Annotated in this window: 11 protein-coding genes and 1 pseudogene; 4 read left to right on the top strand and 8 right to left on the bottom strand. The window is 63.2% G+C overall.

Features of this window, described 5'->3' with window-relative positions; all coding sequences use genetic code 11:
- Positions 1–3: 3 nt before the first annotated feature.
- The 4 genes from DPM33_RS07830 to DPM33_RS07815 all read right to left on the bottom strand — a co-directional run bounded on the left by DPM33_RS07830 (position 4) and on the right by DPM33_RS07815 (position 6,283).
- Positions 4–495 (bottom strand): universal stress protein, encoded by a 492-nt coding sequence (locus DPM33_RS07830; protein ID WP_112096852.1) that lies wholly within the window; start codon positions 493–495, stop codon positions 4–6.
- A 98-nt stretch (positions 496–593) separates the two neighbouring features.
- Positions 594–1,661 carry a tryptophan--tRNA ligase gene (trpS, locus tag DPM33_RS07825; protein ID WP_112096851.1) on the bottom strand — a complete coding sequence of 356 codons (1,068 nt, stop codon included), beginning with the start codon at positions 1,659–1,661 and terminating at the stop codon, positions 594–596.
- A 175-nt stretch (positions 1,662–1,836) separates the two neighbouring features.
- Positions 1,837–3,441, bottom strand: a complete 1,605-nt coding sequence (gene murJ / locus DPM33_RS07820; RefSeq protein WP_112096850.1) for a murein biosynthesis integral membrane protein MurJ — start codon at positions 3,439–3,441, stop codon at positions 1,837–1,839.
- Positions 3,442–3,481: 40 nt separating this feature from the next.
- Positions 3,482–6,283, bottom strand: coding sequence for a [protein-PII] uridylyltransferase (locus DPM33_RS07815; protein ID WP_112096849.1), 2,802 nt, complete (start codon positions 6,281–6,283; stop codon positions 3,482–3,484).
- A 184-nt stretch (positions 6,284–6,467) separates the two neighbouring features.
- On the opposite strand from DPM33_RS07815, the gene DPM33_RS07810 reads away from it, so the two are divergent.
- The 4 genes and pseudogenes from DPM33_RS07810 (at position 6,468) to DPM33_RS07795 (ending at position 11,208) form a co-directional block, all read left to right on the top strand.
- A complete protein-coding gene (locus DPM33_RS07810) occupies positions 6,468–8,975 on the top strand; it encodes a heavy metal translocating P-type ATPase (RefSeq protein ID WP_112096848.1) in 2,508 nt (835 codons plus the stop codon).
- 41 nt (positions 8,976–9,016) lie between these two features.
- Positions 9,017–9,406, top strand: coding sequence for a CopM family metallochaperone (gene copM, locus DPM33_RS07805; protein WP_112096847.1), 390 nt, complete (start codon positions 9,017–9,019; stop codon positions 9,404–9,406).
- A 90-nt stretch (positions 9,407–9,496) separates the two neighbouring features.
- Positions 9,497–10,357, top strand: a pseudogene (locus DPM33_RS07800) (aldo/keto reductase).
- A 41-nt stretch (positions 10,358–10,398) separates the two neighbouring features.
- Entirely contained in the window at positions 10,399–11,208 is an 810-nt protein-coding gene (locus DPM33_RS07795; protein WP_112096846.1) for an MBL fold metallo-hydrolase, read from the top strand.
- 9 nt (positions 11,209–11,217) lie between these two features.
- Here DPM33_RS07795 and DPM33_RS07790 read toward each other — a convergent pair whose 3' ends face one another.
- The 4 genes from DPM33_RS07790 to mutS all read right to left on the bottom strand — a co-directional run bounded on the left by DPM33_RS07790 (position 11,218) and on the right by mutS (position 17,022).
- Positions 11,218–11,787, bottom strand: coding sequence for a TetR/AcrR family transcriptional regulator (locus DPM33_RS07790; protein WP_112096845.1), 570 nt, complete (start codon positions 11,785–11,787; stop codon positions 11,218–11,220).
- 69 nt (positions 11,788–11,856) lie between these two features.
- A complete protein-coding gene (locus DPM33_RS07785; protein WP_112096844.1) occupies positions 11,857–12,321 on the bottom strand; it encodes a nuclear transport factor 2 family protein in 465 nt (154 codons plus the stop codon).
- A gap of 133 nt (positions 12,322–12,454) precedes the next feature.
- The gene (locus tag DPM33_RS07780; RefSeq protein WP_146770218.1) at positions 12,455–14,227 is read right to left on the bottom strand and encodes an AAA family ATPase; all 1,773 of its coding nucleotides are present in this window, start codon (positions 14,225–14,227) and stop codon (positions 12,455–12,457) included.
- 47 nt (positions 14,228–14,274) lie between these two features.
- Entirely contained in the window at positions 14,275–17,022 is a 2,748-nt protein-coding gene (gene mutS, locus DPM33_RS07775) for a DNA mismatch repair protein MutS (RefSeq protein WP_112096842.1), read from the bottom strand.
- Positions 17,023–17,128 lie beyond the last annotated feature (106 nt).

Below are 17,128 nucleotides of genomic sequence, written 5' to 3'. Positions count from 1 at the left end.
ATCTCAGGCGAGGCTGTCGATCTCCTCGTCCGACAGATTCTGCGGCACCACCGTGACCGGGATCGGAAAAGCGGCGCCCTTGCCGGCCACCGCGCCGACCAGCGGCCCTGGCCCTTCCTTGCCGGCGCCGGCCGCCAGCACCAGGATGGCGATGTCCTGGTCGTCCTCGATCAGCTTGTGGATCTCTTCGGTCGGCTTGCCCTCGCGCACCACCAATTCCGGCTCGATGCCGACATCCTGGCGCACCTTGCTGGCGTAGGTGTCGAGCGCCGCGCGCGCCGTCGCCGCCGCCTCCTCGCGCATGATCTTTTCCACGCCCAGCCAGTGCTGGAAGTCGTCGGGCTCGATGACATAGAGCAGCACCAGCACGCCGCTTGTGTGCTGTGCCCGCTTCGAGGCGTAGGCGACGGCGCGCTCGCATTCGGGCGTGTCGTCGATGATCGCCAGGAATTTGCGGCGATGGCCGGCTTCGCGGCTCAGGCGTTTGGAGACCATGTCTATCTGCTCGGTATGGTTCGGCCGCAATCTGCCACCGCCGCGAACCGGCGGCAAGCCGCCGGCCGGGGTGGCAATGGTCCTATGGAACCCGTCGATCAGTCCTGCAGCAGGCCGATGATGTCGCGCACCGTCTTCATCGTGCCCTCGGCGATCGCGCGTGCCCGGTCGCCGCCCTCCTCGAGCACGGCGTCGACATAGGCGCGGTCGCCCTCGATACGGCGCATCTCGGCGGCGATCGGCGCCAGCTTCTCGACCGCAAGATCGGCCAGCGCCGGCTTGAACACCGAAAACTGCTGCCCGCCATATTCTCTCAGCACGTCTTGCTTCGAGATCTCGGCCAGGCCGGCATAGATGCCGACCAGGTTTTCCGCTTCGGGTCGGCTCTCCAGTCCGTCGACTTCGCTCGGCAAGGCTTCCGGATCGGTCTTGGCCTTGCGGATCTTCTTCGAGATGGTGTCGGCATCGTCGGTCAGGTTGATGCGCGACAGATCGGACGGGTCCGACTTCGACATCTTCTTCGAACCGTCGCGCAGGCTCATGATGCGCGCCGCCGGGCCGCCGATCACCGGTTCGGTGATCGGGAAATAGCCGTTCACCGTCTCCTCGCCGACCTGCATCTCGGTGCCGACGCCGAGTGCTGCGATCTTCTCGGAGAAGTCGTTGTTGAATTTCTGGGCGATGTCGCGGGTGAGTTCCAGATGCTGCTTCTGGTCCTCGCCCACCGGCACGTGGGTGGCGCGGTAGAGCAGGATGTCGGCCGCCATCAGGCTCGGATAAGCGAGCAGGCCGAGCGAGGCGTTCTCGCGATCCTTGCCGGCCTTGTCCTTGAACTGCGTCATCTTGTTCATCCAGCCGATGCGCGCCACGCAATTGAAGATCCAGGCGAGCTCGGCATGCTGCATGACCCGCGACTGGTTGAAGACGATGTGCTTCTTCGGATCGATGCCGGAGGCGAGGAACGCAGCGGTTATCGAGCGCGTCTGGTCGCCGAGATCCTGATGGACGAGTTGCGCCGTCAGCGAGTGCAGGTCGACGACGCAATAGATGCAGTCGGACTGTTCCTGGAGGGCGACGAATTTCTTGATGGCGCCGAGATAGTTGCCGAGATGCAGATTGCCGGTCGGCTGGACGCCCGAAAAGACGAGTGGCTTGAAGGCGGACATGAGTTCCTCATGGCTTGTGGAGGGCCGTATAAGCATGATTCCAAAAAGTTGCAGACTTTTTGGAGCCAATCATGCGGCTGGAAACCGCGCGCGGCGAAAGTCTTTCGACGGGCGCGCTTATGGACCAACCGGAGCGCTGGAGCAAGTACCGACGATGGGCGGGATGTCAGGCTGACTATTCGTCGAGATTGGGCTTGGACGCCGGCGCGCCCTTTGCCTCGCCGCGTTTGACGTTCCTGCGGATCATGCCGAAATCGGCGCCGCCGGTACCGAAGGCGGTGATGAAGTAAAGCGCGGCGCCGCCGGCGACGAGCCCGAGCACCGTCGTCGCCTTCACCACCAGCGGCGAGCCCGGTCCGATCCTTGCGGCGAAATAGTGCTCGGCGAAATAGAGCGCCACCGCCATCACCACCGCGGACAGTACCAGACGGGGGATGCGCTTCAGCAGGGGAACGTCGCGACCCCAATGGCCTCGCCGGATCAGCATGCCGAGCAGCATCAGCGCGTTGACCCAGCCGGCGACGGCAGAAGCCACCGCGATGCCCGGCGCGCCCATCGACGGGAAAAGGCTGAGCGCCGTGGCGACGTTCACGCCGACCGAGATGGCGGCGAAGATCATCGGCGTGCGCGTGTCCTCGCGCGCGAAATAGCCGGGCGTGAAGGCCTTGATCAGCACGAAGGCCGGCAGGCCGAGGCCGAAGATCGCCAGGATGGAGGCGACGATCGGCGTCGAGTGATTGGCGGCGAAGGCGCCGCGTTCATAGACCAGCCGCACGATCGGTTCCGACATCACCCAGAGCGCCGCCGCCGCCGGCAGGGTCATGAACAGCGTGAACTCGACCGAGCGGTTCTGCAGATTGGCGGCCTCGACCAGATTGCCTGATTTCAGCGCCCGCGAAAGTTCCGGCAGGAGCACGATGGCGACGGCCACGCCGACGACGCCGAGCGGCAACTGGTAGATGCGGTCGGCATAGGCGAGCGACGACACCGCGCTGTTCTGTGCCGAGGCGATCGCCGTGCCGATCAGCTGGTTGATCTGCGTGATGCCGCCCGTGATCGCCGCCGGCAGCGCCAGGATCAGGAGCCGCTTGACGTTCGGCGTCATCTTCGGCCGGCGGAAGCCGATCGAGATGCCTGCATTGCGCACCGCGATCCAGACGATCGCGAGCTGCACGATGCCCGCCGCCAGCACGCCCCAGGACAGGCCGAAGCCGACATCATGGGCGTCCAACCCGTGATACCAGGCGTAACCCAGCACACTGATCAGGATGATGTTGAGGAAGGCGGGCGCGATCGCCGCCGCGAAATAGCGGCGCAGCGAGTTCAGCATGCCGGCCATCATGGCTCCGAGCGACATGCAGATCAGGTACGGGAACATGATCGTCGCCAGCCGTACCGTCGTCTCGAACTTGCCCGGAATGTCGGCAAAGCCCGGCGCCACCAGGTAGCGCACGATCAGCGGCATCGCGAGTTCCATCGCGATGGTCAGCGCCAAAAGCGCCGAAAACAGCACGCCGAACACTTCCTCCGAGAAGCGCTTGGCGCCCTCGTTGCCGTGCTGCTCGATCTCCTTGGCGAAGAGCGGCACGAAAGCGGCGTTGAAGGCGCCCTCGGCAAACAGCCGGCGGAAGGTGTTGGGAAACTGGAAGGCGGCGTTGAAGGCGTCGGCGACCGGCCCGGTGCCGAGGGCCGCCGCCATCAGCATCTCGCGGCCGAAACCTAGCGCGCGGCTCATCAGCGTGCCTGAAGCGACGGTGGCGAATTTCTTGACTAGGCTCATGCGGGGGACGACTGCCAGGGAAATTGCGTCAAATGGATGGTCACTCGGCCGCCGCCTTGGCCTTGCCGTTACGTTCCGACGGGTTGCCGTCCAGCGTATCGATCAGCCGCTTGTGGATGGTGGCGGTGCGCGTCGGGCTGTCGATCTTCTGGCCGGTGAGATCGGTGACGTAGAACGTGTCGATGACCTTCTCGCCGAAGGTGGTGATATGCGCCGAGGCGATGTCGAGCGACAGGTCGGAGAGCGTTCCGGTGATCTCGGACAGCAGGCCCGGCCGGTCCAGCCCCTCGACCTCGATCACCGAAAAACGGTTCGACAGCGTGTTGCGGATCTCGGCGCGCGGCGGAATGCGGAAGGCCTTGGCGCCGCGCTTCGGCTTGGTTCGCTTCTCGATCATTTCGGGCAGCCAGCTCTTGCCGGAGAGCACGTCCTCGATCAGCCGGCCGACGCGCTCGGCGCGGCGGCGCTCGTCCTCGTCGAGGTCGAACTCCCGGGAGATCAGGATGGTGTCGAGCGCGCGCCCGTCCGAGGTGGTGAAGATCTGCGCGTCGACGATGTTGCCGCCGGCAGCGGCGCACGCTCCGGCAATGATCGACAGCAGGCGCGGATGGTCCGGCGCCAGCACGGTCACCTCGGTCACCGCCTCGAATTCATGCGTCTTGACCATGGTGGCGAGCTTCTTGCCCGCGGCGTCCGCCTCGCGGACGAATTCGGCATGGCGCAGCTGATCGTTGAGGTCGACGGTCAGCAGGTAATTCTCATAATGCTGCGCGACATAGCGCTTGCGCTCCTTCGCTGGCCAGCTGGAAAGCGCCCCGGCCAGCCGTTCGCGTGCCGCGGCCGTGCGCTCGGCGCGCGAGACTTCGGAAAAACCGCCGGTCAGCAGCAGTTCGGTCTCGTAATAGAGCGTACGCAACAATTGCCCCTTCCAGCCGTTCCACACGCCCGGCCCGACGCCACGTATGTCGCACACGGTCAGGATTAAAAGCAGTTTCAGCCGCTCGACCGATTGCACGATCGAGGCGAAATCCTCGATCGTCTTGCGGTCGTTGAGGTCGCGCGTCTGCGCCGTCATCGACATCACGAGATGGTTCTCGACCAGCCAGGCGACGGTCTCGGTGTCGGCCGCCGACAATCCCATATGCGGGCAGATGCGCCGCGCGATCCTCGCCCCGGCTTCGGAATGGTCCTCCGGCCGGCCCTTGGCGATGTCGTGCAGAAGCACGGCGACATAGAGCGCCTCGCGGCTTTTCTTCAGCCCCGGCATCAGCGAATGCGACAGCGGATGCACTTTCGCGCCGTCGCCGCGCTCGATCTCGGCCAGCACGCCGATGCAGCGGATCAGATGCTCGTCCACCGTATAATGGTGGTACATCGAGAACTGCATCATGGCGACGATCTTGCCGAAGTCGGGGATAAGCCTGCCGAGCAGTCCCGCCTCGTTCATGCGCCTGAGATTGAGCTCGGCATTGCGGTCCGACGTCAGGATGTCGAGGAACAGCCGGTTGGCTTCCTCGTCGCGCCGGAGCGACTTGTTGACCAGGCCGAGCGAGCGGGTGAGCAGCTTCAGCGCATCGGGGTGGAACTCCAGCCCGTGCTTGTCGGCGAACCAGAAGAGCCGCAGCAGGTTGACCGGATCGCGCTCGAACACGCTGTCGTCGGCGATGTTGATACGGTGATTGTCGACGATGAAGTCGGAGGTGCCGGCGAGCTTGCGCTTGCGCCGCGAGAAGGTGAGGAAGATGCGGTTGAAGCCGGGCACATGCTTGGCCTGCTCTTCCTCGAGCGCCGCGCAGAAGATGCGGGTGAGGTCGCCGACATCCTTGGCGACGAGGAAATAGTGCTTCATGAAGCGCTCGACCGCCGAGAGGCCGGGATGCGTCGTATAGCCGAGACGTTCGGCGATCTCGCGCTGGATGTCGAAATGCAGCCGCTCTTCCGCCTTGCCGGTGAGGAAATGCATGTGGCAGCGCACCGCCCACAGAAAATCCTCGGCCTTCTGGAATTCGCGATATTCGGCCTCGGTGAAGACGCCCTTCTCGACCAGCTCCTCGCCGGTGCGCACGCGATAGAAGTATTTGCCGATCCAGAACAGCGTCTGCAGGTCGCGCAGGCCGCCCTTGCCGTCCTTGACGTTGGGCTCGACAAGGTAACGGCTCTCGCCTGCCTTGGCGTGACGATCGTCGCGCTCGGAAAGCTTGGCCTGGACATATTCCGGTCCGGTCGTGCGCACCACTTCATGATCGAAGCGGGTGAGCAGCTCGTCATAGAGCTTGTGTTCGCCCCACAGGAAACGCGCTTCGAGGATCGACGTGCGGATGGTGATGTCGCTGCGCGAGAGCCGGAGGCATTCCTCGATGTTGCGGGTGGCGTGGCCGACCTTCAGCCCCATGTCCCACAGCATGTAGAGCATGTATTCGACGATCTGCTCGCCCCACGGCGTCTGTTTGTAGGGAAGCAGGAACAAGAGGTCGATGTCGGAGCCCGGCGCCAGCGTGCCTCGGCCATAGCCGCCGACGGCCACGACCGCCATGCGCTCGGCCGCGGACCGGTTCTTGACCCGGTAGACATGGGTGGCGGCGAAATCATAGAGCGCCCGGATCAGCTCATCCATCAGATGCGAGAGCCGCTCGGCGCAGGCATTGCCGCCGCCATCCTCCTTGAGCATCGCCTCGGCGATCTTTCGCCCGTCCGCCAGCCTGGCTTTGAGCAATTGCAGGACGGCCGTGCGGACGGCCGGTCCCGAACCGTCGCCGCCGCTCGCCGCCGTCAGCGCGGTCAAGTCGCGGCGCAGCGCGTCGCCATCGATGATTTCGTCGAGTTTCAGGGAGATCTTTGCCATTCGGCGGCGTCTATAGCCTGTTTTCGCGGCGCTGTGTATGGGCGGGCCGCCGCGTTTCCTGTCGCATGCGATCGGCGCCATACGAGGCCGGATGGCGAAAGTTCCAAAAATTCGAACCGCCCCTTGACCTTCCAGTAGCTGGAAGGACTACCTCCGCCTCAAGTTCGAAATTCGAGGCGTTGTCATGAGCCATTCCGACCACCACCATCACCGTCATGCGCATGGCGGAGCCTGTTGTTCCGCCAAGGATGCCGCGCCTGCCGCCGATGCAGTGATTCGAGATCCTGTCTGCGGCATGACGGTCGATCCCGCCGCCGGCAAGCCGACGGCCGAGCATGGCGGCAGGACATTCCACTTCTGCAGCGAGCGCTGCCGCACGAAATTCGAGGCTGGGCCGGAAGCGTATCTTGCCGCCACCGATCCGGTTTGCGGCATGAGCGTAGACCGCGCCAGCGCGACGCATTTTTCACGTCATGAAGGGCAGGGCTACTATTTCTGCTCCGCCGGTTGCAAAGGCAAGTTCGAGGCGGAGCCGGCAAAATACCTTGCCGGCCGGCCCGAGCCGCAGCCAATGCCCAAGGGCACGCAATACACCTGCCCGATGCACCCCGAGATCGTCCGCGACAAGCCCGGCTCGTGCCCGATCTGCGGCATGGCGCTGGAGCCGATGGGCGTGCCGACGGGCGAGGAAGGCCCGAATCCCGAGCTCGTCGACTTCACGCGCCGTCTCTGGGTCAGCGCGCTGCTCTCCGTGCCGCTCCTGATGATCGCCATGGCGCCGATGCTGGGCTTCAGCTTCGAGACCCTCATCGACGGCCGCACGAAGACCTGGGTGGAACTCGCGCTGGCAAGCCCCGTCGTGCTGTGGGCGGCATTTCCGTTCTTCCATCGCGGTTGGGACTCGATCCTGAACCGCAGCCCCAACATGTGGACGCTGATCTCGCTGGGCGTCGGCGCCGCCTACCTTTTCAGCCTTGTGGCGACGCTGTTTCCCGATGTCTTCCCGCACCAGTTCCGCGGCCATGACGGCGCCGTGCCGGTCTATTTCGAGGCCGCCGCCGTCATCGTCGCGCTGGTCTTCCTCGGCCAGGTGCTGGAACTCAGAGCCCGCGAGCGCACCGGTTCGGCCATCCGCGCCCTGCTCGACCTTGCGCCGAAGACGGCGCGGCTGATCGGTGACGACGGCGCGGAGAAAGACGTGCCGCTCGACACAGTCAAGACAGGCGCCCGGCTCCGCGTCCGTCCCGGCGACGCCGTGCCGGTCGACGGCATCGTGCTGGAGGGCCGCTCGGCGATCGATGAATCCATGATCACCGGCGAGTCGCTGCCGGTCGAAAAGACCGAAGGCGACGCGCTCACCGGCGGCACGCTGAACAAGAACGGCTCGCTCGTCATGCGCGCCGAGAAGGTCGGCGCCGAGACGACGTTGTCGCGCATCGTCGAACTGGTCGCCAAGGCGCAGCGCTCGCGCGCGCCGATCCAGGGTCTGGCCGACCGCGTCTCCTTCTATTTCGTCCCGGCCGTCGTGCTGGTCGCTGTCCTGGCCTTCATCGCCTGGGCTGTCTTCGGTCCCGAGCCCAGCTTGATCTTCGCCATCGTCTCGGCGGTGTCGGTGCTGATCATCGCCTGTCCCTGCGCGCTCGGCCTCGCGACGCCGATGTCGATCATGACGGCGACCGGGCGCGGCGCGCACGCCGGCGTGCTGATCAAGGAAGCGGCGGCGCTGGAGCGTTTTTCTTCCGTCGACACGCTGATCGTCGACAAGACCGGCACGCTGACGGAGGGCAAGCCGCAACTCACCGATGTCGTCGCGGCCGGGGAGATCGATGAGAACGAGCTGCTGGCCTTCGCCGCCGCGCTCGAAAAGGGCTCGGAGCATCCGCTGGCCGAGGCGATCGTCGACGGTGCCGCCGCGCGCGGCCTGAAGCTGGCCGACGCGGCCGATTTCGAAGCCGCCACCGGCAAGGGCGTTTCGGGCACGGTTTCGGGCAGGAAGATCGCGCTCGGCAATGCGGCAATGATGGCGGACCTCGGCATAGAGACGCCGGCGGCCAGTGCCGAGGCGATGCAGGGCGAGGGCAAGACGGCCATGTTCGTCGCCGTCGACGGCAGGTTCGCCGGCATCGTCGCAGTGGCCGACCCGGTAAAGGCAACGACAGCCGAGGCGATCAGGGCCCTGCACGACAAAGGCCTGCGCATCATCATGGCGACGGGTGACAACGAGCGCACGGCAAAAGCGATCGCCGCCAGGCTCGGCATCGACGAGGTGCGCGCCGGCCTGCTGCCCGATCGCAAGAGCGCGCTGGTGGAAGAACTGCGTGGCAAGGGCGCCGCCGTCGCGATGGCCGGTGATGGTGTCAACGACGCGCCGGCGCTTGCCAGCGCCGATGTCGGCATCGCCATGGGCACCGGCGCCGATGTCGCGGTCGAGAGCGCCGGCATCACACTGGTCAAGGGCGACCTCAACGGCATCGTGAGGGCGCGTGCGCTCGCCCAGGCGACGCTCCGCAACATCCGCCAGAACCTGTTCTTCGCCTTCCTCTACAACGTGCTTGGCGTGCCGATCGCGGCCGGCGTGCTCTATCCGCTCACCGGCACGCTTTTGTCGCCGATGCTGGCGGCGGCGGCGATGAGCTTGTCGTCGGTGTCGGTGATCGCCAACGCTTTGCGGCTGAGAACATTGAAACTCTGAGCGAAGCCCCCAGATACGCTATCCAATAGAAGGAGACCTGAATGACCTTGGCCAAGAAAATCGTGCTGCTGTTGATGGCCGCCGGAATGCTGCTTGCCGTCTTTCTCGAAAGTGTGCCGGCCTCGTCGGAGGAGATGAAGCACGACATGTCCAAGATGGCGATGGGCGCCCAGAGCCCGGCCACCGTCGGCTACGAGGCGGCGATGAAGAAGATGCACAAGGACATGATGATCAAATACACCGGCAATGCCGACGTCGACTTCGTCCGCGGCATGATCCCGCATCATCAGGGCGCCATCGACATGGCCAAGGTGGTGATCGCCAACGGCAAGGATCCGGAAATCCGCAAGCTCGCCGAAGGCGTCGTCGCCGCGCAGGAAGCCGAGATCAAGGAAATGCAGGACTGGCTCGCCAAGCATCCGGCGAACTAGCCACCGCGGGAAATCCGGCCGGCCAGGAGGCCTACGGTGTGGATTTTTGATTGTGGCTGTGTTGCGATCCGGCCCCACGCGGAGAGAGCCATGCCCCCGTCAATCAACCGTTCGTCGATCAGAACCATGAAGCTGCCGTCCGGCGAGGCCGTTCCGGTGCTTGGCCAAGGCACCTGGAAGATGGGCGAGGACCGGCGCCGCCATGCCGATGAGGTCGCGGCGCTGAAGCTCGGCCTCGACCTCGGCATCACGCTCATCGACACCGCCGAAATGTATGCCAGCGGCGGCGCCGAGCAAGTGGTGGCCGAGGCCATCGCCGGGCGCCGCGACGAAACCTTCCTGGTCTCCAAGGTGCTGCCTTCCAACGCCTCGCGCTCCGGCGTGAAACGCGCCTGCGAGAACAGCCTGAAGCGCCTCGCCACCGACCGCATCGATCTCTATCTGCTGCATTAGCCGGGCAGCGTACCTCTGACCGAAACAGTCGAGGCCTTCGAGGCGCTGAAGGCCGAAGGCAACATCCGCCACTGGGGCGTCAGCAATTTCGACACCGACGAGATGGAAGAACTGGTCGGCTTGGCCAATGGCGGCAATGTCCAGACCAACCAGGTGCTCTACAATCTCTCGCGGCGCGGGCTCGAATTCGACCTTGCGCCGTGGAGCCGCAAGCGCGGCATTCCGCTGATGGCCTATTCGCCGGTCGAGCAGGGCGCGCTGGCGCGCAACAGCAGGCTCGAGGCGGTCGCTGCCCGCCACAGCGCCACCGCCGCGCAGATCGCGCTCGCTTGGGTAATGGCGCAGGACGGCGTCATCGCCATTCCGAAGGCCGGCCGGCGGGAGCATGTCCGCCAGAACGCCGCCGCGCTCGAAATCAAACTGACGCCTGAGGATTTCGCCGAGCTCGACCGCGCCTTCGCGCCGCCGACGCGCAAGCGCGGCCTGGAAATGATCTGACCGAAACCTGAATTGGCAATCGCGGTAGAAGAGAGCAAGCGTTGGAACGAGTTTCTGCCGGGCCGCATCATACGACCTACAAGCTCGGGGACATCAGGGTCACATCATTGCGCGACGGCTATGTCGACATGCCGGTCAGGCGGTTGCGCCAGCCGGGAGACAAGCCCTTCGGCAATGATCTCCCGCCGCTGGTCCCGCTCTTCGATGGCGCGCTCAGATTGTCGGTCAATGCCTTTGCCGTCGATGACGGCCACGAGATCACGCTGATCGATACGGGATCTTCGAACGCCTGGCACCCGACGATGGGGTTCCTGCCGCAGGCGCTGAGCGAAGCGCGGATTGCGATCGATCGGATTCGCACGGTTGCCTTCACCCACACGCATCTCGACCATATCCACGGGCTTGTTCTTGCCGATGGTGGAGACGGTTTCCCGCGGCTCTCTCGGCTGCTCGTGCCCCGAGCCGAGCTCGACATGTTCCGGTCGGAAGCGAGGTTGCGCCGCTTTCATGATCGGGCACAGCCTTTGGACCCGGGACAGCGCCTGAGCGCGAATATCGAAGCGATCGCCGCGCCGGGTCATGAAATCGGCCATACCGCCTTTCGTGTCGCGAGCGGCGGCGAAACGTTGTTGGTCTGGGGCGACCTCGTGCATGTGCCGTCGCTTCAGTTCGATCGGCCGGAGATCACGTGGGAATTCGACGCCGACCAGGAACAGGCGCGGGCGACCCGGCTGCGGATATTGGGCCTTGCCGCCGACAACGCCTGGTGCGTTGCGGGAGCGCATCTCGATTCACCGGGCGTCGGCTGGATCTTTCGAACCGAGACAGCCTTCCGCTTCGAACCCTTGTAGGAGCCTTGGCTAGACCTCAGCCGGCAACCCAAGCCGCACCCGCAGCCGCCGCGATGCCCTTGAAAATACGTCGAGGTCATTGGCGGCGCGGGCAAGCGTCAGTGCACCCTGGATGGCGGCGACGGCTTCCTCGGCCAGCTCGCCGGCTTCGCCCGGCCGGTGCCCGGATCGCTCCAGCGCATCGGCAAGATGCGTCACCCAGCGGCCGAAGTAGTCCCTTATCTGGCCGGCGAAAAGGTCGCGCGATTCATCCAGCGCGAAGGCGCCGATCAGGCAGACCCGGCGCCCCGAGCGGAAATAGCTGTCCGTGGCTGCAAGCATGTGCTCGATTCCCGCCGGGGGATCGGCGTTGTCGCGCAGGGGCGCGAAGACATTGTCCTCGAACCAGGCGGCGATATGGGCAATGACGGCCCGAGCCATCTCCTCCTTACCGCCGGGAAAGAAGTGATAGAGGCTTCCCTTGCCGAGCCCCGTCGCCTCGCCGATCAAGGCCAGGCTGGCGCCCTCATAGCCGTGCTCGCGGAAAACTTCCGCAATCATCCCCAGCAACTCGTCGCGATCTGGAGCAATGCGCCGCATCCTTGCTCAATCTTCTTGTTCAAGCATGATCTCTTCCGAAAACCGCTTCACACTTTTCGGGATCATGCTTTAGAGCCCGAGTTGCGAAAGACCGGGATGGTCGTCCGGCCGGCGGCCGAGCGGCCAATGATACTTTCGTTCGTTTTCAGCGATAGGCAGGTCGTTGATGCTCGCCACGCGGCGTCGCATCAGCCCGGCTTCGTCGAATTCCCAGTTCTCATTGCCGTAGGAGCGGAACCAGTGGCCGCTGTCGTCGCGCCATTCATAGGCGAAGCGCACCGCGATGCGGTTGTCGTTCCAGGTCCACACCTCCTTGATCAAGCGGTAGTCGAGCTCGCGCGCCCATTTGCGCGTGAGAAAGCCGACGATCTCGCCGCGGCCAGAGACGAATTCGGCCCGGTTCCGCCAAACGCTGTCCTCGGTATAGGCGAGCGAGACCCGATCCGGGTCGCGGCTATTCCAGGCGTCCTCCGCGAGGCGTGCCTTTTGTGCTGCTGTCTCGGCCGTGAACGGCGGCAATGGCGGACGGCTCATAGGGGTCTCCCGTTGGTCTCAATCATCAAATCGATGATTGTACTGATCGGTACAATGAGTCAAGGGCTAGTCTGGTTGGATTGCTTCATCGCCAGCGCCCCCACTGCCAAGTTCGCTCTAGCACCGATGAGTATCAGGCATTGGCTTTTCGTATCATCGATGTCAGTTCGTAGACTCTTTGTTTCAAATCCATCACGGCAAAGTCAGCGGGTTTCTCGCAAATCAGTTTGGCTACCCTGACCTTGTCAACTTTCTCTTCGATCAAATCAGAGTCATTCGTTCCCGATTGAGCTCTGCGTCTTCGGGTGGGTGCTGTTCTATAGAAGAAGAGGGCGTGATCGAATGCGCCGCCAGCTGCCGGTTTGTCATACACGGGGGTATAAAGTTTTTTTACCGCTCGTTGAAGCTCAGCGTGTTCGACATAGTTCTCGATTTCTCGACCCTTAGTAATCCAGCAAAGGCCAGAACCTGCGCTCAACTCTTCCTTAAGTCGCCTCTTCGTTTCATTGATTTTCGCCGCGGCGTTGGGTTTGTCACTATCCATCACAAGGGCTAAATGCTGGTTCAGCGAACGCAAACCAATAAACTCTTTAATCTCGTCTGAATCGGCGCTGAGATGGCTCAGCAAACGGCCGCCATAGAACATAATTGAGTAGTGAACTCCCTCAATGAAGCCTGGCTCCGCTGTGGAAATCCAATGCTTTATATAAATGCGATCAGAGGGTCCTTCGACCCAAATTACGGCGTTTGATTGGACAATGTCCGATGCCTTGTACCCGAGGTCGACACAAATGTTGTGGCGGTCGCTTTTTAGTATCGACTCTTGGATACGAGTCTGCTCGCTGTCGTTGCGTACATGAAATATAGCTGCCCCCGGCGTGTCGATGAAGCTCGCCGAATGCGTCGCAATAAAATACTGATTGCTGGTGAATTTATTAAGGTAGGAAACTAGTTCCCGCTGCAATATCGGATGCATGTGTATCTCGGGCTCTTCGATACAAACGATGCTTCCTTCGGTTATGGTACAAAACGCAGCGATCATTATTACTTCGTGGATGCCCATCCCCAGGGAGCTTAGAGGTAGGACCTTATTGTCCATATGTACGAGAACGTGTTCACGATCATGAGGAATCTCGATATGGGCTGCATATTTTCCGGTTACTTGTTGGAGAAACATATTGATTTTATCGAATAAGTTTCGCTCATGGCGCTTGTCGTGGTCTGGGCTCTGAATTTCAGCGAGTCTATCTATTAGTCCCCCACCGCTAAAATCGTTGAACTCGGTGCCACTTTTTCCAATTTGCCTCAATGCAGGAATCATCCTAACCGGCGGCAGTGAGACAGATTGTACTCGTGCTAATACTTTGAGGGTTTCCGGCACCCAATGCTGTTGCAATCCACCGCCTGTATGGTTCGTTAGACACTGCCACAGCCTATTCCAGGCTCCGTCACCTATCACTTTGCGCCATTCTTGAATTTCCTTCTGGCGATCGATCACCCAAAGGTCATTTTGGCTGCCATCACGACGCAACCAAATTGAACCTTCATCAATGAGTGCAGATGCAATGGTTTCGATGGCTCCAGCAGAGCTTTGTCTATGCCCCTCACTGGTGATACTTTTTAGAGCCGATGCAATAAATTCATCCGCGGGTACGCCGATAGCGACAGCCAACTGCCCTGTCACCTTTCCACGGTGCTGCTCAAGAGGGGACAAATTTAGATATTTTCGATCACGTGATGACGTATAACTCGTGATATGATCATGTATAAAGTTGAGTACAGTGGATTTTCCAGAATTATTTGAGCCAATAAAAAAATTGAAATCCTTGAAAGGACACATCGTCTGAGTGTCACTCCCAATTCCTCTATAAAATTGAAGGCGAAGTCCTTTCAGAAAGGTTCTCAATTTATGTTACCATAATTCGATTGATGATTTGGCTGAGATAGAAAGCGTCAATCTCTCTGCCTATCCAGATTAAGCCCCTTCAACCGGTAGAGCGCCTCCAGCGCCTCCCTTGGCGTCATCTCGTCCGGATTGATCGCGCCGAGCGCCTCGCCCAGCGCATCGCTCTTCACCGGCTTCGCCGCCTCGCGCTTCACCGCCACCGAAAACAGCGGCAGGTCGTCGACCAGGCGGTTGGTCTTGCCCGAGACCTCGCCTTCCTCGAGTTGGTGCAATACTTCCTTGGCGCGAGCGACCACGGCTTCCGGCAGGCCGGCGAGCCGCGCCACCTGCACGCCGTAGGATCGGTCGGCGGCCCCCTTGCCGACCTCGTGCAGGAAGACGACGTCGCCCTCCCACTCCTTGACCCGCATGGTGACGTTGGCGAGCCGTGGCAGCTTGCCGGCCAGCGCGGTCATTTCATGGAAATGCGTGGCGAAGATCGCGCGGCAGCGGTTCTTCTCGTGCAAGTATTCGACCGCCGCCCAGGCGATCGACAACCCGTCGAAGGTGGCGGTGCCGCGACCGATCTCGTCGAGGATCACCAATGCCCGCTCGCCCGCCTGATTGAGGATCGCCGCCGTCTCGACCATTTCGACCATGAAGGTTGAGCGGCCGCGCGCCAGGTCGTCCGAGGCGCCGACCCGCGAGAATAGCCGGTCGACGACGCCGATATGGGCGCTTTGCGCCGGCACGAAGGAACCGGTCTGCGCCAGGATGGCGATCAGCGCATTCTGCCTCAGGAACGTCGATTTACCGCCCATGTTCGGGCCGGTGAGCAGCCAGATGGCGCCGGCCTTGGCGCCACCCTCGGGCGACAGGTCGCAATCATTGGCGACGAAAGGCCCTTCCCCGGAACGCCTGAGCGCCTGTTCGACCACCGGGTGGCGCCCGCCGGCAATTTCGAAGGCGAGGCTGGCATCGACCAGCGGCCGGCACCAGGCCTCGCTTTCCGAAAGCAGCGCCAATGCCGCCGACACGTCCAGAACGGCAAGCGCCTCGGCGCCGGTGCGGATGCTGTCCGCCGCACCCACCACTTCCGCCGTCAGCCGGTCGAAGGCGGCGAGCTCGATGCCGAGCGCCTTGTCAGCGGCGTTGGCGATCTTCGTTTCCAGTTCCGCCAGTTCCGTCGTCGTGAAACGCATGGCGTTGGCCATGGTCTGGCGATGGATGAAGCGCGCCTTGGCGGCGTCGCTGCCGGTCATGATCGAATGGTGGTTGGCCGTCACCTCGATGTAATAGCCAAGCACATTGTTGTGCCGGATCTTCAGCGAACGGATGCCAGTCTCCTCGATCAGCGAACGCTCCAGCCCGGCGATCACTTTTCGCGATTCGTCGCGCAGCGCCCGCATCTCGTCGAGTTCGGCATGATAGCCGGCGCGCACGAAGCCGCCGTCGCGCCTGATCAGTGGCAACTCGTCGTCGAGCGCTTCGCTGAGATGCCGGGCAAGCGCCTCGGGCAGGGCTTTGATCGCGGCAAGCGCGGCGGCGGGCTCGGCGGGCAGGGCGGCCGCCGAGAACAGTTCGGCGATGGCGCCCGCCGCCTCAAAGCCGGCGCGCAAGGCACCGAGGTCCCGCGGCCCACCGCGGTTGAGCGCCAGGCGGGAAAGCGCCCTTGGCATGTCGGCGACGCCTTTCAGGCTCGCCCGCAGGCCCTGGCAAAGCCGCGTTTCCGAGCGGAAGAAGGAGACCGAATCCAGTCGTGCCGCGATCGCCGCCGGGTCGGTCAACGGCGCCATCAGCCGGTCGGCCAGCAATCGCGCACCGCCGCCGGTTACCGTGCGGTCGATCGCCTTGAACAGCGAGCCGTCGCGGCTGCCCGACAACGTGCGCAGCAATTCCAGATTGGCGCGCGTCGCCGGGTCGATGAACAGCGTCGAGCCCTGCTCTTCGCGCTCGGGGCGCGACAAGGGCGGGCGCTCCGCTTTCTGCGTCTTTTCGACATAGGCAATAGTGCCCGAGATCGCCGACAGCTCGGCGCGCGAGAACGTGCCGAAACTGTCCGGCGTCGCCACCTCGAAGAAGCGCGCGATGCGGCTCGTGGCCGAAGCCGAATCGAACAGCGAAGGAGGTTGCGGGTTGGCGACCCGGCCCAGCACGTCGAAGACAGGCCTGAGTTCCGGATCGTGGAACACCGGCTCGGCGACGATCAGCTCGCGTGGATCGACGCGAAAAATGTCTGCAAGCAGCCGCTCGGCGCTCGTCTCGGCAACGCGGAAGGCGCCGGTAGAAATGTCGATCCAGGCCAACGCGAAGCTCGCCTGGTTCCCCGCTGTACCGCCTTTGACGCGCCCCAGCGCCATCAAAAAACTCGATTCCGAGGGCGCGAGCAGCTTGTCCTCGGTGATGGTGCCGGGCGTGACCAGCCGCACCACGTCGCGCCGCACCACCGATTTGGAGCCGCGTTTCTTGGCTTCGGCCGGATCCTCGATCTGTTCGCACACGGCAACGCGGAACCCTTGCGCGATCAGCTTCTGCAGATAATCGTCCGCGGCATGCACCGGCACGCCGCACATCGGGATGTCATGCCCCTGGTGCTTGCCGCGCTTGGTCAAGACGATCCCGAGCGCCTGGCTCGCCTTCTCCGCGTCGTCGAAGAACAGCTCGTAGAAATCGCCCATGCGGTAGAACAGCAGCGAATCCGGGTTCGCCGCCTTGATCTCGATGAATTGCTCCATCATCGGCGTGATGACGCCCGTGGCGGGCGCCAGGGTCGTCGTCTCCTGGGCGTCTGGATCGGTCGGCATGTGCATGTTCATGCCGGAACGCTAGCAGATCGGCCAGCCGGGTTTAATGCCGGGCGCTCGAAAAGCAGGGGAAAGCCAGCAATCGTGCTGCCAGATGCCGTCGCAGTGCCGTGCCTCA

The organism is Mesorhizobium hawassense (assembly GCF_003289945.1).
Lineage (GTDB): Bacteria > Pseudomonadota > Alphaproteobacteria > Rhizobiales > Rhizobiaceae > Mesorhizobium > Mesorhizobium hawassense.
This window is presented reverse-complemented; position numbering and strand designations above follow the sequence as displayed.

Excerpts from the sequence above, each read along its gene's own strand:
- copM (WP_112096847.1), top strand. The coding sequence starts at position 9,017 with ATGACCTTGGCCAAGAAAATCGTGCTGCTGTTGATGGCCGCCGGAATG.
- DPM33_RS07785 (WP_112096844.1), bottom strand. The coding sequence starts at position 12,321 with ATGAGCCGTCCGCCATTGCCGCCGTTCACGGCCGAGACAGCAGCACAA.
- DPM33_RS07810 (WP_112096848.1), top strand. The coding sequence starts at position 6,468 with ATGAGCCATTCCGACCACCACCATCACCGTCATGCGCATGGCGGAGCC.
- DPM33_RS07830 (WP_112096852.1), bottom strand. The coding sequence starts at position 495 with ATGGTCTCCAAACGCCTGAGCCGCGAAGCCGGCCATCGCCGCAAATTC.
- trpS (WP_112096851.1), bottom strand. The coding sequence starts at position 1,661 with ATGTCCGCCTTCAAGCCACTCGTCTTTTCGGGCGTCCAGCCGACCGGC.
- DPM33_RS07815 (WP_112096849.1), bottom strand. The coding sequence starts at position 6,283 with ATGGCAAAGATCTCCCTGAAACTCGACGAAATCATCGATGGCGACGCG.
- mutS (WP_112096842.1), bottom strand. The coding sequence starts at position 17,022 with ATGAACATGCACATGCCGACCGATCCAGACGCCCAGGAGACGACGACC.
- murJ (WP_112096850.1), bottom strand. The coding sequence starts at position 3,441 with ATGAGCCTAGTCAAGAAATTCGCCACCGTCGCTTCAGGCACGCTGATG.
- DPM33_RS07790 (WP_112096845.1), bottom strand. The coding sequence starts at position 11,787 with ATGCGGCGCATTGCTCCAGATCGCGACGAGTTGCTGGGGATGATTGCG.